At 66.6% G+C, this 14,668-nt stretch carries 14 protein-coding genes and 2 tRNA genes; 8 read left to right on the top strand and 8 right to left on the bottom strand.

What is annotated here, in order from left to right:
- Nucleotides 1-92: 92 nt before the first annotated feature.
- The 3 genes from ACSQ2H_RS16650 (at nucleotide 93) to ACSQ2H_RS16640 (ending at nucleotide 2,616) form a co-directional block, all read left to right on the top strand.
- The gene (locus tag ACSQ2H_RS16650; protein ID WP_436062498.1) at nucleotides 93-1,328 is read left to right on the top strand and encodes a dipeptidase; all 1,236 of its coding nucleotides are present in this window, start codon (nucleotides 93-95) and stop codon (nucleotides 1,326-1,328) included.
- Nucleotides 1,329-1,449: 121 nt separating this feature from the next.
- Nucleotides 1,450-1,761 carry a hypothetical protein gene (locus tag ACSQ2H_RS16645; RefSeq protein ID WP_183774685.1) on the top strand — a complete coding sequence of 104 codons (312 nt, stop codon included), beginning with the start codon at nucleotides 1,450-1,452 and terminating at the stop codon, nucleotides 1,759-1,761.
- Between the two features lie 84 nt (nucleotides 1,762-1,845).
- Nucleotides 1,846-2,616: a L,D-transpeptidase gene (locus ACSQ2H_RS16640; protein WP_436062497.1), complete on the top strand. Its 771-nt coding sequence runs from the start codon at nucleotides 1,846-1,848 to the stop codon at nucleotides 2,614-2,616.
- Nucleotides 2,617-2,698: 82 nt separating this feature from the next.
- Here the strand turns inward: ACSQ2H_RS16640 and ACSQ2H_RS16635 are convergent.
- A tRNA-Pro gene (locus ACSQ2H_RS16635) sits at nucleotides 2,699-2,775 on the bottom strand.
- Between the two features lie 144 nt (nucleotides 2,776-2,919).
- Here ACSQ2H_RS16635 and ACSQ2H_RS16630 point away from each other — a divergent pair.
- Nucleotides 2,920-2,993: transfer RNA gene (locus ACSQ2H_RS16630), tRNA-Gln, on the top strand.
- Between the two features lie 160 nt (nucleotides 2,994-3,153).
- Here ACSQ2H_RS16630 and ACSQ2H_RS16625 read toward each other — a convergent pair.
- The 3 genes from ACSQ2H_RS16625 to ACSQ2H_RS16615 are packed head-to-tail and all read right to left on the bottom strand — an operon-like array spanning nucleotide 3,154 to nucleotide 6,302.
- Nucleotides 3,154-3,699, bottom strand: coding sequence for an N-acetyltransferase family protein (locus tag ACSQ2H_RS16625; protein ID WP_436062496.1), 546 nt, complete (start codon nucleotides 3,697-3,699; stop codon nucleotides 3,154-3,156).
- The gene (locus tag ACSQ2H_RS16620; RefSeq protein ID WP_436062495.1) at nucleotides 3,696-5,777 is read right to left on the bottom strand and encodes a S9 family peptidase; all 2,082 of its coding nucleotides are present in this window, start codon (nucleotides 5,775-5,777) and stop codon (nucleotides 3,696-3,698) included. Before ACSQ2H_RS16620 ends, ACSQ2H_RS16625 begins: the two co-directional genes overlap by 4 nt.
- Nucleotides 5,778-5,816: 39 nt before the next feature.
- On the bottom strand, nucleotides 5,817-6,302 hold the full coding sequence (locus ACSQ2H_RS16615) for a peroxiredoxin family protein (protein ID WP_436062494.1): 486 nt from the start codon (nucleotides 6,300-6,302) through the stop codon (nucleotides 5,817-5,819).
- 184 nt (nucleotides 6,303-6,486) lie between these two features.
- Between ACSQ2H_RS16615 and ACSQ2H_RS16610 the strand changes: the two genes are divergently transcribed.
- Nucleotides 6,487-7,311, top strand: a complete 825-nt coding sequence (locus ACSQ2H_RS16610; RefSeq protein WP_436062493.1) for a trypsin-like serine peptidase — start codon at nucleotides 6,487-6,489, stop codon at nucleotides 7,309-7,311.
- Nucleotides 7,312-7,372: 61 nt separating this feature from the next.
- Here ACSQ2H_RS16610 and ACSQ2H_RS16605 read toward each other — a convergent pair whose 3' ends face one another.
- Nucleotides 7,373-7,822, bottom strand: a complete 450-nt coding sequence (locus ACSQ2H_RS16605) for a MaoC family dehydratase (RefSeq protein WP_436062492.1) — start codon at nucleotides 7,820-7,822, stop codon at nucleotides 7,373-7,375.
- 102 nt (nucleotides 7,823-7,924) lie between these two features.
- Between ACSQ2H_RS16605 and ACSQ2H_RS16600 the strand changes: the two genes are divergently transcribed.
- Nucleotides 7,925-9,484: an aminoacyl--tRNA ligase-related protein gene (locus tag ACSQ2H_RS16600; protein WP_436062491.1), complete on the top strand. Its 1,560-nt coding sequence runs from the start codon at nucleotides 7,925-7,927 to the stop codon at nucleotides 9,482-9,484.
- 47 nt (nucleotides 9,485-9,531) lie between these two features.
- Here the strand turns inward: ACSQ2H_RS16600 and ACSQ2H_RS16595 are convergent, their stop codons facing one another.
- The 3 genes from ACSQ2H_RS16595 to ACSQ2H_RS16585 all read right to left on the bottom strand — a co-directional run bounded on the left by ACSQ2H_RS16595 (nucleotide 9,532) and on the right by ACSQ2H_RS16585 (nucleotide 12,325).
- Nucleotides 9,532-10,020: a hypothetical protein gene (locus ACSQ2H_RS16595; protein WP_436062490.1), complete on the bottom strand. Its 489-nt coding sequence runs from the start codon at nucleotides 10,018-10,020 to the stop codon at nucleotides 9,532-9,534.
- On the bottom strand, nucleotides 10,017-10,661 hold the full coding sequence (locus ACSQ2H_RS16590) for a hypothetical protein (protein WP_436062489.1): 645 nt from the start codon (nucleotides 10,659-10,661) through the stop codon (nucleotides 10,017-10,019). Before ACSQ2H_RS16590 ends, ACSQ2H_RS16595 begins: the two co-directional genes overlap by 4 nt.
- 125 nt (nucleotides 10,662-10,786) lie before the next feature.
- Nucleotides 10,787-12,325, bottom strand: a complete 1,539-nt coding sequence (locus ACSQ2H_RS16585; protein WP_436062488.1) for an acyl-CoA synthetase — start codon at nucleotides 12,323-12,325, stop codon at nucleotides 10,787-10,789.
- A 139-nt stretch (nucleotides 12,326-12,464) separates the two neighbouring features.
- Here ACSQ2H_RS16585 and ACSQ2H_RS16580 point away from each other — a divergent pair, with 139 nt between their 5' ends.
- Nucleotides 12,465-13,349, top strand: a complete 885-nt coding sequence (locus ACSQ2H_RS16580) for a crotonase/enoyl-CoA hydratase family protein (protein WP_436062487.1) — start codon at nucleotides 12,465-12,467, stop codon at nucleotides 13,347-13,349.
- A gap of 56 nt (nucleotides 13,350-13,405) precedes the next feature.
- Nucleotides 13,406-14,617, top strand: coding sequence for a DUF2336 domain-containing protein (locus tag ACSQ2H_RS16575; RefSeq protein WP_436062486.1), 1,212 nt, complete (start codon nucleotides 13,406-13,408; stop codon nucleotides 14,615-14,617).
- The last annotated feature ends 51 nt before the right edge of the window (nucleotides 14,618-14,668 follow it).

The following is a 14,668-nucleotide window of genomic DNA, read 5'->3' as shown; positions in this document are numbered from 1 at the left end:
GAAAATCTCCATTGAGACGATAATTCCTATCATAACTGTAGGAATGTAGCGGCGGTCGCGCTGGGGCGGCGCCGGTTTCATTGGAGACAACCATGATCTCGAGCGTGCGCCTGGCGCGTCGCGCCCTGCTTGCCGCGGGGACGATGCTGGCCTTGATGCCGGTTCCGGCCGCCGCCGCGGACGTAGCGGCCGTCCACGGGCGGGCCCTGGTCCTCGACGGTCACGTCGACGTGCTGCTGCCAGGGAGCAACGCGCGCTACTACGCGCCCGACGGCAAGTCCTATTCGGAGCTCGACAAGCTCAAGGCCGGCGGCGTCGACGCCCTGGTCTATGCGGTCGCCGTCTCCACCGGGCCGGGCACGCCCGAGGGACATGCCGCCGCCCGCGCGGAAGCCGACGCCAAGCTGGCGGCGATCCGCAAGCTCGCGGCGGACCATCCTGACGACATCGCCATCGCCCTCTCAGCCGACGACGTGCGCAGGATCGTCGCGCAGGGAAAGATCGCGGTGCTGATCGGATTTCAGAACGCCTATTCGCTGCAGCCCGACGTCGCTGAGTTCGACCGCCTGAAAGCCGACGGCGTGAGGGTCGCGGCGCTGAACCACGCCGGTAACAACGCCTTCGCGGATTCTTCGCGGCCCCAACAGGGGAGGGGCGAGCAGCACGGCGGATTGTCGCCGTTGGGCAAGGCGGCGGTCGGGCGGCTGAACGACCTGGGAGTGCTGATCGACGTCTCGCAGCTGACGCCGAAGGGAGTGTTCCAGACGCTGGAGCTGACCCGTACGCCGGTCGTGGCGACCCACTCGGCGGCGCGCGGTCTGGTCGACAACACGCGTAACCTCTCGGACGCTGAGTTCGACGCGATCAAGTCCAACGGCGGGGTGGTGCAGGTCGTGCCCTTCAACGCCTATCTGCTGCCCGCGCCTGCGGACTATGCGCAGCGGTTGAAGGCGTTGCGGGCCCAGTACGGGCTGGCCGCCGACAAGCCTGGCTACCAGGGGGCGGACGACCTGCCGGCCGATCGGCGCGACGCCTTCTTCGCCGCCTACCGGGCCCTGTCGCCCCAGGCCACGCTGAAAGATTACGTCGATCACATCGACTACATCGCCAAGCGCATCGGGGCCGACCACGTCGGCGTTGGAACCGACTTCAACCATGGCTCGGGCATCCCAGGCTTTCGGGACGAGGCCGACGCCGCCAATGTGACCGGCGAGCTGCTAGCGCGCGGCTATAGCGAAGCGCAGGTCGACGCGATCTGGGGCGGCAACTTCCTGCGCGTGCTGGCTGCAGCCGAAGCGGGCGCGAACGGGCGGTCCAAGGCCGACTAGGCAGGGGGCGCAGCCGCGGGCGGCATCAGCAGACAAGCGGACGCGAACTAAGGGATTCGCCGGGTATGGGCGCTCAGCAGATTGGGCGACCATTCGTCCTCAACCATAGAGGACGTGCGAAATGGTCCGACTGAAGAATCCCTGGGCGAGCGTACGCTTCGTCTCGCTCCTGGCGGTAGGCGGGTTGGCTTTGAGCGGCTGCGCCACAACTGACTATGTCGATCAGCAGATCGCCACGGTGAACGGGCGCATTGACGCTGTCGACGCCAAGGCGACGGACGCGATTCAGCGCGCCGACGCCGCCAACAGCGCGGCCCAGGCCGCGGCCGGCGACGCCCGCAACGCGAATCAGCGTCTCGACCAACTGACCGCTCGGGTGGACCGGGTCGAGCAGGCGGCCGCGGCGCGTCCCACGAAGATGCCGAGAAACTGATCGTCCCAATTTCGACGATCTGGGCCGTCATACGTTCGTTCTTTGCGCCGCCTGTTGCGGCGTTGGGTTGGTGGGACGAATTTCATGCGCGATCATTTGAAAGCGGTGTTGGCGGCTTGGGCGCTTGGCGTGTTGTCGGTCGGGGTTTCTGCAGCCTCGACCGCAGCCGCTGCGACGCCCGAACTGCCGCCTGAGCAGGCGCAGACGCCGGCCTCGAAAGAGGTCGTGCGGCTCGCCGACTGGGTGATCGCCTCGGGCGACTACAACGGTCTGCCGTTCATCATCATCGACAAGGTGTCGGCCGAGGTGTTCGTGTTCGGCGCCGACGGTCGGCTGCGTGGCGTGGCGCCCGCCCTGCTGGGGCTGGCCCGCGGAGACGATTCGGCGCCGGGAATCGGCGAGAAGGAACTCGCCAAGATCACCCCCGAGGAGCGCACGACGCCTGCCGGCCGATTCGTCGCGGGCTTCGGCGAGGAGCCGGGTGACAAGGACATCTTCTGGGTGGACTACGAGACCGCGGTCTCGCTGCACCAGGTGGTGACGAACAATCCTCGGGAACATCGTGCGCAGCGGCTGCAGTCGCCAGGCGCCGACGATAATCGCATCACGTTCGGCTGCATCAACGTGCCGGTCGAGTTCTACCAGCAGATCGTGCTGCCGACCTTCACCGGCACCAAGGGCGTGGTCTACGTGCTGCCCGAGACGCGCCCGCTGGAGCAGGTCTTCCTGGACTTCCAGCCGCAGGACGATTCCCGCTCGCAGCTGGCCGCCACCAGCGCGCCCGGCGTGGACGCGTCCGACACGGTCGCCGGCGGGCCGACGAACGTCTTTCCGTACACGAACGCACATCGCTGAGGAGGGTGAAGCGCGCCGGGCGCTTGTGTCACGGCGTCCCACCGCCGTGCTCGGATCCGCCCTCGGGATGGGCGGGAAAAAATGGTCGGAGTGGCAGGATTCGAACCTGCGACCCCCGCGTCCCGAACGCGGTGCTCTACCAGACTGAGCCACACTCCGACTTGGGAGGGCGCCTTATAGAGGCGATCGTTCTGCACCGCAAGCGGGTCAGAAAGACCTTTTTTGGGGCGTTGCATCCGGCGAACTGTTGGGCTATCTCCACGCCCTCGCCGCGGGGGACACATCCTCCGTAGCCGTTCCTGCTGGGGAATGGTGTAATGGTAACACTGCGGTTTTTGGTACCGTCATTCTAGGTTCGAGTCCTAGTTCCCCAGCCAACGCTCCCTAAAATTCAGAGACGTCCGCAACGGCCGCGCAGCCGCCAAGCGTGGCGACACGCTCGAACTTCAACTTCGCTTCGTGCGGGCTCCAGGCCGGCCTTGGAGGTGCGGCGGTTCGCTGGGGTGGCCAAGCCCCCTGGCAGCCCCTGAGGGCGCTCTAGGCGCCGCCCAGGACCATGCCGGCGGCGTCCGGCGCGCTGGCGTCGCCGCCATTCAGCGCCTTGCGCATCCAGACGATGTCGACCCAGCGGCCCTTCTTCCGGCCGAAGCCCTTGCCGACGCCGGCGTGCTCGAATCCGAGCGACTTGTGCAGGCCGATCGAACCCGCGTTCTCGGAATCGCCGATCACTGCGACCACCTGGCGGATGCCGAAGTCTTCGCAGGCCTGGATGACTGCGCCCAGCACCGCCCTGCCAACGCCGCGGCCCAGCGCGTCGGGCGCGATGTAGACGCTGTCCTCGACCGTGTAGCGATAGGCCGCGCGCGGCCGGAACGGACCGGCATAGGCGAAGCCCAGCACCCGGCCGGCGTCCTCGGCGACGAGATAGGGCAGGCCGCGCTCGACGATCGCCTGACGGCGGGCGGCCATGTCCTGGATGGTCGGCGGGACCTCCTCGAAGGTGCCGAAGCCGTTGAGAACGTGATGGCCGTAGATCTCGGCCAGCGCCGTGGCGTCCTCCGTCGTCGAAGCCCTGACGATCACTGTTCCCAACCCCGTTCCTGCGCCCAGATCGCAAAGGCGTAATCGAGCGCGATCTCCTTGAGGAAGTCGAAACGGCCCGAGGCGCCGCCGTGGCCGGCCTCCATGTTGATTTTGAGCAGGATGGGAGCATCGCCGCTCGTATGGTCGCGCAGCTTGGCGACCCACTTCTGCGGCTCCCAGTAGGTGACGCGCGGATCGCTGAGCCCGCCCGTCGCCAGGATCGGCGGATAGGGCTTGGCCGCGACCTGGTCGTAGGGGCTGTAGCTCGCGATGCGGTCGTAGGCGTCGACGTCCTCCAGCGGATTGCCCCATTCAGGCCACTCCGGCGGGGTCAGGGGCAGGGTGGTGTCGCTCATGGTGTTGAGCACGTCGACGAACGGCACGGCGGCGATGATGCCGCTCCAGAGGTCCGGACGCATGTTGACCACCGCGCCCATCAGCATGCCGCCTGCCGAGCCGCCATAGGCGACCATCCGACCAGCCTTGCCGTAGCCGTTGGCGCTCAGGTGTTCGGCGCAGGCGATGAAGTCTGTAAAGGTGTTGATCTTCTTCTCCTTGCGGCCGTCGAGGAACCAGCCCCAGCCTTTGTCCGAGCCGCCGCGGATATGCGCCACCGCCCAGATCCAGCCGCGGTCCACGAGGCTGAGGCTGCGGATCGAGAAGGTCGGCTCCATGGCATGGCCGTACGAGCCGTAGCCGTAAAGCAGCAGCGGCGCAGAGCCGTCGAGCGGCGTGTCCTTCAGCATCAGCACCGTCACCGGCACCAGCGCCCCGTCAGGGGCGGCGGCGTAGAGGCGGCGCGCGACGTAGCGGGCGGGATCGTGGCCGGAGGGGATCTCCTGGGTCTTGCGCAGGGTCCGCTCACGGCTGGCCATGTCATAGTCGAACCACTGCCGCGGCGTGGTCGGCGACTGGTAGACCAAGCGGGTCAGCGTGGTCTCGTATTCCAGTCCGCCTTCCAGCGAGAGGGCGTAGGCCTCCTCGTCGAAGGCGATCTCGTGGCTGGCGCCGTCACGGGCCATGATCACGATGCGATCGTTGGCGTTCACCCGCTCCAGCCGCGCCAGGAAGCCGGCGAAGGCTGCGAAGCCGGTGATGAAGCGGCCGGGCTCATGGGCCACGAAATCGGTCCAGGTGGCGCGGGCCGGAAGTGGCGCAGACGACTGAACGAGCTTGAAGTCGACCGCGCCGTCGGCGTTGGTGCGGATCACCCAGCGGTCCGACCAGTGGTCGAGCTCGTACTTCACGCCTTCCTGGCGCGGTTCGGCGACGATCGGGGCGGCCGTCGGATCGGCGGCTGGGATCAGCCAGAGCTCGGTGGTCTCCTGGTTGCCGACGTGGATCAGCACATGGCTACGGTCCGACGCCAGACCGACGCCCAGGAACATGCCTTCGTCGGCCTCTTCGTAGACCAGTACGTCTTCGCCGCCGCGGGCCGGGCGGCGATAGACCTTCGAGGGGCGGGCGTTCTCGTCGCGCCAGATCCAGAAGATCCATTCGCTGTCGGGTGAGAACACGAACGAGCCGTAGGCGCTGTCGATCGCGTGGTCGAGCGTCTGGCCGCTCTCCAGGTCCTTCACGCGGATCGTATAGTACTCGGAGCCCTGCTCGTCGGCGGCCCAGGCGTAGAGCTTGTGGTCAGGGCTGTGGCTGGCGGCGCCGACCTGGAAAAAGGCCTTGCCCTTGGCCAGGGCGTCCTCGTCCAGCAGGACTTGTTCATCGCCGCCGCCGCGCGCGCGGCGGCCGTGGACGGGGTGCTCGGCGCCGATCTCGTAGCGGGCGTAGTATTCCCACGGGCCGTCGGGGGCCGGGACGCTGGAGTCGTCCTCCTTGATGCGGCCCTTCATCTCGGCGAACAACTGGGCCTGCAGCGCCTCGGTCTTTTCGAGCAGCGCCTTGGTGTAGGCGTTCTCGGCCTCCAGGTGCTCGCGGATGTCGGAGCGCAGGACCTTGGGGTCGCGTAGCACCTCGCGCCAGTTGTCGTCCTTCATCCAGGCATAGTCGTCGGTGCGGGCGCGTCCGAGCTGTTCGATGACCTTGGGGACGCGGGCGGCGGCGGGGGGCTTGGGAGCGCTCATGGCAAGCTACATGCGCCGCCGCGGCCTGCGTCTCAAGACCTAGAGCAGAACCGCGTCCACCGCCGTGCAGGCGAACTCCTCGATCGTGTTCTCCACCGCCAGTTTCTCGATCACCGCGTCCTTGAGGATCATGGTGTAGCGGGCGCTTCGTTCGCCCAGATGGAAGCTGTCGGCCCGCACGTTGAGGCCGAGCTTGCGGGTCAGTTCGAGGTTGCCGTCGGACAGGAAGCGGATCTTGCGGCCAGGATCGAGGTCCTGGGCCCAGCGGTCCATGACCCAAGGATCGTTGGGCGTGATGCAGGCCAGCAATTGGAATCCCGCCGCTCGCAGCCGCTCGGCGTTGCTGATGAAGTCGGGGAGGTGCTTCTGGGCGCAGGTGGGGCTGAAGGCTCCGGGCATGCCCATGAGGATGGCGCGCTTGCCCGCGAACAGCCGCTCGGTCGACAGGACCGCCAACTCGCCGTTCTGGAGTTCTGCAAGGGAGGCCGGGGGGATCCGCAGCCCGGCGACGATACGCTTCAACATGCTCGGCTCAACTCTCCGTGCGAGTCTTGCGCTGGCCTCCCTACTGACCGCTTAATTGCGCACACGGAGGCGCCGCGCGGCAATCGGGCGCGGTCCAGCGGACTTTCCGCTAACGGCGTTCTTAACTAAGTAACGCTCATCGTCGGGGAGCGTACGAGTTCTTTAGTTTCTAGGGGCGAATGCCTTGGATCTTGCAGTTGAGCTGATACACGCGACCGTCCAGCTGGAGCAGCCGTTGGGCGATGGAACGCGCACGGTGGGCACTGGGTTCCTCATTGCGGAAACTGGTCCCGACGGCGCGCCGCGCACGGTGCTGGTGACCGCCAACCACGTGCTGGCCAAAATGCCGGGCGCCGAGGCGCGGATCGGCTATCGAATCTCCAATCCGGACGGCAGCTGGAGCTACTCGCCCCAGACGCTGAAGATCCGTGACGCCAACGGCGCGGAGCTTTGGACCAAGCATCCCTCGCGGGACGTCGCGGCGATCTCGATCACCGCGCCGGAAGCGTTCGCCAAGTCGGCGATCCCGCTGCAATGGCTGGCCGGGGACGACACCTTCCAGTCCAACCATGTCGGCGCGGGCGACGAGATGATGGCCCTGGGCTTTCCACGCGGGCTGGCGGCGAACCAGGCCGGCTTCCCGATCCTGCGATCGGGGCGCGTCGCCTCGTTCCCGGTGGCGCCGGCCCAGGTGTTCCCGACCTTCCTGCTCGATTTCACCGTGTTCCCGGGCAATTCCGGCGGCCCTGTCTTTATGTCGCAGGCGGCCCATCGCCGGGTCGGCGGCGTCGATGCTGGTCAGGACGTCCAATTCATCGCCGGCTTGCTGACCCAGCAGGTCGAGCTGAACAACGAGCGGCTGGAGATCGGCATCGTCACCCACGCCAAGTTCATTCGCGAGACGATGGCGCTGATGGACAACCCGCACGCGCCGATCACCGTCGCGCGGTCCGAACCGATGACCGGTGCGCGCGCGGCCTCGGCCGAGGAAGCGGTTTCACCGCAATAAGAAACGCCGCCCGTCGTGGAGACGGGCGGCGCTCTCATATTCTGACGATCGGTCGGCGCGCTTAGGCGCCGTAGACCACCGAGATGGTCTCGGCGATGCAGGCGGGCTTGGTCTCGCCTTCGATTTCGATCGTGCACTCGTTCTTCAGCTGCATGCCGCCGGCCTTGGCTTCGGCGCCGATCAGCTTCTGGCGCATGCGCACGCGCTTGCCGACGCGGACCATGTTGATGAAGCGGACCTTGTCCGAGCCGTAGTTGATGCCGCGGGTCACGCCCTTGATCGGCAGCATGCCGGCGCCCAGGAACGGGATCAGCGACAGCGTCAGGTAGCCGTGGGCGATCGGCCCGCCGATTTCCTTCGTCGCGCGCTCGACGTCGACGTGGATCCACTGATGGTCGCCGGTGGCTTCGGCGAATTGGTTGACTCGTTCCTGGGTGATTTCCACCCAGTCCGACACGCCGACTTCCTGACCGACCAGGCCGGCCAGATCCTTGAACTCCACCGGGTTCATCGTTTGCTCCCAAATCAATTGAAACAGATGTTCGAGGTCTAGCACCTGTCTGGGCGCTCGCAACGCCTTTACGCCGCCGCCAGGGACATTAAAGAGCGCCCTATGCAACGAGCTCTCAGCGTCAGCCGGATGACCGGCAACAAGTCGACCTTCCCCGACTGGTACCAGGCGATCGTCCGCGAGGCGGACATGGCCGAGGTCAGCCCCGTGCGCGGCTCCATGATCATCAAGCCGTGGGGCTACGGCGTCTGGGAACGGATCCAGCAGACCATGGATCGGCGGATCAAGGAGATGGGCGTCGACAACGCCTACTTCCCGCTGTTCATCCCGCTGGGCTTCTTCGCCAAGGAGGCCGAGCACGTCGAAGGCTTCGCCAAGGAGATGGCGGTGGTGACGCACCACCGGCTGAAAAGCATCGACGGCAAGCTGCAGCCCGATCCAGACGCCAAGCTCGAAGAGCCGCTGATCGTCCGTCCGACTTCGGAAACGATCATCGGCGATGCGTTCTCGCGTTGGGTGAAGAGCTACCGAGACCTGCCGCTGAAGATCAACCAGTGGGCCAACGTCGTCCGCTGGGAGATGCGCACGCGCCTGTTCCTGCGCACGTCGGAGTTCCTCTGGCAGGAAGGGCATACGGCCCACGCCGACCGCGAGGACGCGCTGAAGTCCACCCTGCTGGCGCTCGAGATGTACCGGGAGTTCTCCGAGAACGTCCTGGCCATGCCCGTCGTGGCCGGCGAGAAGCCGGAGAACGAGCGCTTCCCGGGCGCGGACAACACCTTCTCGATCGAAGCGATGATGCAGGACGGCAAGGCCCTTCAGGCCGGCACCTCGCACTACCTGGGCACCAGCTTCTCGCGGGCCCAGAACATCCGCTACCAGAGCGACAGCGGTGAGATGGAGTTCTGCCACACGTCCAGCTGGGGCACGTCCACGCGCATGATCGGCGGCGTGATCATGACCCACGGCGACGACGACGGCCTGCGCCTGCCGCCGGCCATCGCCCCGCGCCAGATCGTCATCGTGCCGATGCTGCGCGGCAAGGAAGAGGACGCCCAGGTCCTGGCCTATGCCGAGGCGCTGGTGAAGGACCTCAACGCCCAGGTCGCGCTCGGCGAGCCGATCCGCGCGCTGCTGGACGTCAAGGACCAGAAGTCGAGCGACAAGCGCTGGAACTGGGTGCGCCGCGGCGCGCCGGTGATCGTCGAGCTTGGCCCGCGTGACGCGGCCGGCGGCCAGGTCAGCTTCATGCGCCGCGACCGTCTGCGCGACGGCGACAAGGTGAAGTCTCAGGCCCTGGCCCGCGACGAGTTCGTCGCCCAGGCCCCGGCGCTGCTGGCCGAAATCCAGCAGTCGCTGTTCGACGAGGCCAAGGCGCGCCTGGACGCGAACATCCGCAGCGATCTGACCAACTTCGAGCAGGTGGCGGAGTACTTCGGCCAGCTTTCCGACGAGGACGAGGAAACCTCGGCTTTCAAGGGCTGGGTGCGCGCCTCCTGGAGCCGTCCGACCGGCGACGAGCTGGAAAAGGTCGTTACCCGCCTCAAGGCCCTGAAACTAACCCTGCGCAACGCCCCGGCCGACCAGCCGGCCTCGTTCGGCGCCTGCGTCTTCACCGGCGCGCCGGGCGTCGAGGAAATCCTGATTGGGCGGTCCTACTAGGCGCAGACTATCGGCGAGGCGTAGGCGCCTCGCCGATATCTCGAAGCTCAGTATGCCTCGAAGCTATCCAGGCCTAGAAGCTTGAAGATCTCGTCGACACTCTCGGCGGCGCGCACCTGCTCCATCAGCGGAAGCAACACCGTTTCCTGTTCGTCGAAGAGGCAGTAGTCATCCGGAAAGGCTTCGAGCGACTTGCAGGCGCGAGCCTTAACTTCGTCCAGGGCCGCCTCTTCAAGTCGGACTAGGCTGTACTCGATCCTGTACAGTCGACCGGACAGCATTGCCTTTATGAGCCAGGGAATTAGGGGGCGCGCGCGGCCCTTGTCGTGGATTGCCGTGACTCGCCAGCAACCGCCGTCGCCATCGATGACCTCCATCCCCAAGGATTTGCCCTCACGCAGCGTCTGCACTCCGCAGGTCGTCAGCGACCTTCGATCGGGGAAGCCCCAAATCTCTCGGTCGGGCGTGAAGCCGATCACCGGGAAGTTGAAGTCGACAAGATCGGACGTAATCGAGCTATCAGCGGACGAACTCATCTGCGCGAAGTCCCCCTCGGTTGGAGGAGGTTTTGCACGCTATCGGCCAGGTTCGCCGCCGCCGCCGTTGGCAGCGCTTTCTGCCAGTCGGTGGTGCCATACCAGGCGCGGCGAATGGGATCGTATCGGGGCTGGCCCTTCCAGCTTCCCGTCAGGCGCCGATGCTGCTCGACCGGCAGGACCTTGAGGAGTGCGTAGTGATTGCGAGGATCCTGGGCGGTGCGGCTCAGGCCCTTCAAGGGGATGGTGTGATGGATCTCCTGCCCTTTGCCGGCCAAGCCCTTCGCCCGAATTTGTTTGGCCGCGGCGTTCGCCGAGACGGAGCCCTCCTTGAGCACCTTGATGCCCTTGCTCGCGGCTCGAACGCCCTTCGCCGCGATGCCGACCGGCAAGAGGTCTGCCACCGCCATCGCGCCATTGAAGGCCGCGCCGGCATAGTCGCCGTCTTGATAATCGGCGACAGCCTCCCATGCGGGGCCAACTACGGGAATGAACGATTGCGCCAGATTGGGCCTGGCGATCTTCGTCGTCCCGGTCTCTGCTTCTTCGCGTCGCCTCCTAAGGGCGGCCATATCCGCATCATAGAGTTCGCCCTCCGGGTCAGGTACGGAGTGCGGCTGCCCTTTCGGCATCGTCGTCATTGGGGGTTCCTGTCGATCTCAACATCGGCGGCCCGCCTCAAGAGGCGGGATGCCGGTGTCACTGTCGCATAGATTGCAGATGCGACAAGAACAAAATAAGAACATATGCACTGAGCGCTCGCCCCTCAGACGATGCGCGAGCCTTCCTTGCCCCAATAGGCGTCGCGGATCAGGCGCTTGTAGAGCTTGCCGGTCGGGTGGCGCGGCAGCTCCTGCATGAACTCGATGAGGCGCGGCGACTTCACGTGGCTGAGGTTGGCGCGGCAGAAGGCGGCGAGCTCGGCCTTCAGGTCTTCGCCGGCAGCGCTCCAGTCCATCGGCTGGATGACCGCCACGACCTTTTCGCCCATCTCCTCGTCCGGCGCGCCGACAACGGCGGCGTCAGCCACCTTCGGGTGGGTGATCAGCAGGTTCTCGAGTTCCTGCGGATAGATGTTCACGCCGCCTGAGATGATCATGAAGCTCTTGCGGTCGGTCAGGTAGAGGAAGCCTTCCTCGTCGACCCAGCCGACGTCGCCCAGCGTCGTCCAGCCATGCTTGTTGGTGTTCTCGGCGATCTTGTCGGGCGCGTTGTGATAGGTCAGCGGCGCGCCGCCGCCGAAATAGACCACGCCCTCGGTGCGCGGCGGCACCTCTTCGCCATCCTCGCCCACGATGTGCAGTTCTGCGGTGGTGGCCTTGCCGACCGAGCCCTTGTGGGTCAGCCAGTCCTGCGGGCCAATGTAGCAGAAGCCGTTGCCCTCGCTGCCGGCGTAGTACTCGTGGATCACCGGTCCCCACCACGCCATCATCTGCTCCTTGACCGGGATCGGGCAGGGGGCCGCGGCGTGGACGGCGGACCGCATCGACGAGACGTCGTACTTGGCGCGCACTTCGGGCGGCAGTTTCAGCATCCGAACGAAGTGGGTGGGCACGAACTGGCCGACGTCGATCTTGTGCTTCTCGATCAGCGCCAAGGCGTCTTCCGGATCGAACTTCTCCATCACCACGACGGTGCCGCCCAGACGCTGGACGCTCATGCACCAGCGCAACGGCGCGGCGTGATAGAGCGGCGCGGGCGAGAGGTAGACGCTGTCGGGCTGAAAGCCGAACAGCATCTGGGCCATCATCGCCAGCGGGTAGGGCGCGTCGATCGGCGCGCCGGTCAGCGGCGGCTTGATGCCCTTGGGCCGGCCGGTGGTGCCCGAGGAGTAGAGCATGTCCGCGCCGCTGCTCTCGTCGGCGATCGGCGTGGCCGGCTGCTTGTCGCGGGCGGCTTCGAAGCTCTCGTAGGGCGCGCGCGGCTGGCCGACCATGAACAGCTTCACGCCCGGCAGCAGCGCTGGGAGTTCGTCCACCACTCCGCCGACGGCGGTCGAGGTGATCAGCACCTTCGCCTCGCAGTCCTTCATGATGTACTCGATCTCGCCGGCGGTCAGCTTGGACGAAACGCAGGCGTAGTAGAGGCCCGCGCGCTGGGCGGCCCAGGCGATCTCGAAGAACCGCGGATGGTTCTCCATCAGGATGGCGATGACGTCGCCGGTCTTCAGGCCCATGGAGCGGAAGAGCTGCGCGCCCTGGTTCGACCGTTCGTCCAGCTGCTTGTAGGTCACGGTCTCGCCTGATCCGGCCATGACGTAGGCGGCGCGGTCGGGATGGGTCTGGGCGTGGCTGGCCGGATGCATGAACTCTTCCTTATGGCGGCCGGACGCTCTCTGGCGTCTCGACCGTCCTCCCAAAGTTATCGTTGTTAAGGCGAGTATGCGGGCCTTGACGGACCGTCCGTCAAGCGGTGCGGACTAGACGAAATTCAGGGAGGATCAGATGGCCACGCACAGTTTCGAGACCCTCGGCTACGGCGTCGAGGATGGGGTGGCGACGATCACCCTGAACCGTCCGGACAAGCTCAACGCCTTCAACACCCAGATGATGAAGGACCTGATCGCGGCCTTCGACGTGACCGACGCCGACGATGCGGTGAGGGCGGTGATCGTCACCGGCGCGGGGCGCGCCTTCTGCGCCGGCGCCGACCTGTCGGCGGGTGGTGAGACCTTCGACTACGACAAGCGCGGCGGCGAGGATCGGGCGGCGCGCACCCGGGAGGGCGTCCAGCGTGACGGCGGCGGCCTGGTCTCGCTGCGCATCTACGACAGCCTCAAGCCGGTGATCGGCGCGATCAACGGACCGGCGGTGGGCGTGGGCGTCACCATGCAGCTGCCGATGGACATCCGTATGGCCTCGACCGACGCCCGCTTCGGCCTGGTGTTCGCGCGCCGCGGCCTGAACCCGGAAGCGGCGTCCTCGTGGTTCCTGCCGCGGCTGGTCGGCGTCCAGACGGCGCTGGAGTGGTGCTACACCGGCCGGGTGTTCCCGGCGCAGGAAGCCTTCGATCGCGGCCTAGTGCGCTCGCTGCATGCGCCGGACGACCTGCTGCCGGCGGCCAGGGCCCTGGCCAAGGAGATCGTCGAGAACACCGCGCCGGTCTCGATCGCCCTGACGCGGCAGCTGCTGTGGCGGATGGCCGGCGCGGCCCACCCGATGGAGGCGCACCGCGCCGACAGCCGCGGCATCCAGACCCGCGGCGCGATGGCCGATGCGCGCGAGGGGGTGATGTCCTTCCTCGAAAAACGGCCGCCGTCGTTCCCGAACAAGGTCTCCAGCGACCTGCCCAATATCTGGGAGCATTGGTCGGCGCCGTCGTTCAAATGAACGTACGGTTAAGCGCCATGTGATTCGATAGCGGCAGGTATTCGTTCGGACCTTGCATGAACCTGCCGACGCCGATGACCGAGCTTGACGCCCCGCCCGCCTCGCGGGCGCGGGCGAACTTGCTCAAGCGGCTGGCCGACGTGGTCTGCCTGCCGATTTCGCGGATCAACGCCTTCGAGCGGGCGATGACCGCCGACCTGCTGGCCGACATGCTTCGCGAGGCCGAACCCTTCGAGCGCAAGAAGGTCGCGAGGCGGATCTCCGGTCTGGCGGAAATCCCGGCCAGTCTGGCGCGGCTGCTGCTGCGCGACGAGGTCGACATCGCCGAGGAGCTGCTGCTCAACGCCGCGGCGCTGTCGGACGCCGATCTGCTTGACTGCGCCCGGCTGATGAACCTCGAGCACAGGCGGCTGATCGCGTTGCGGCGCGGGGTCAGCGAGGTCGTCTGCGACGTGCTGATCGAGTTCGGCGAGGTATTGGTCCTCGAGTGCCTGCTCAAGAACGACGAGGCGAAGTTCTCGACAGGCGGCATCGAAGCGGTGGTCGCGTTGACCCGCGGCGACCCGCGGCTGACCACAATGCTGCTGCGGCGGCCCGAGCTGCGCCCGGCGCATGCCTACGTACTCTTCTGGTGGGCCGACGCCGAGGCGCGTCGCGTGATCCTCCAGCGCTTCGCGGTGTCTCGCGAGGTGCTGCAGGACGCGACCAGCGACATCTTCGCCATGGCGGCAGCCGAGCACTGGCAGGATCCGCTGTCGCGCAAGGCGCTGCAGTTCATCGAGCGGCGGCAACGCAACCGCGCGGCCGTCGAGCGCAGCCCCTATGACAACCTGGAGGCGGCGGTCACCGCGGCCGCCGACGGCCTGACGCGCGAGGTCGCCGAGGAGATCTCCTACCTGTCCGGCCTCAAGCCGATGACCGGGGCCAAGATCTTCACCGATGCGGGCGGCGAGCCGCTGGCGATCCTCTGCAAGGCGACCGGCCTGCCCAAGTCGGCGATCCGCGCGCTGTGGCGCGGGCTCAAGCGCGACGAGACCGAGGCCGACGGCGCGCCGTCGGGCGCGCTGGAACGCGCTTTGCTGGTCTACGACATGATTGCGGTCGACCGCGCGCAGACCGTACTCAGGTATTGGAACTGGTCTCTGACCTCTGCGCTCACGCCAGCTCTGCTGCGCGCCATACGCGACGGCGACGAAGACGGCTTTGACGAATACTCAGGTCCGCAGAAGGCCGCCATGCTGGCGTTTTCCAAGGACTTTGGCCGCTGATCACTACAGCTTGCGACGCATTGCCGCGTCGCAATAGTAGGTATTGCACAA

The organism is Phenylobacterium sp. LjRoot97, from assembly GCF_964254345.1.
Classification (GTDB): domain Bacteria; phylum Pseudomonadota; class Alphaproteobacteria; order Caulobacterales; family Caulobacteraceae; genus Phenylobacterium.
Note: the sequence above shows the minus strand (reverse complement) of the source record. Positions and strands in the feature narration are given on the sequence as shown.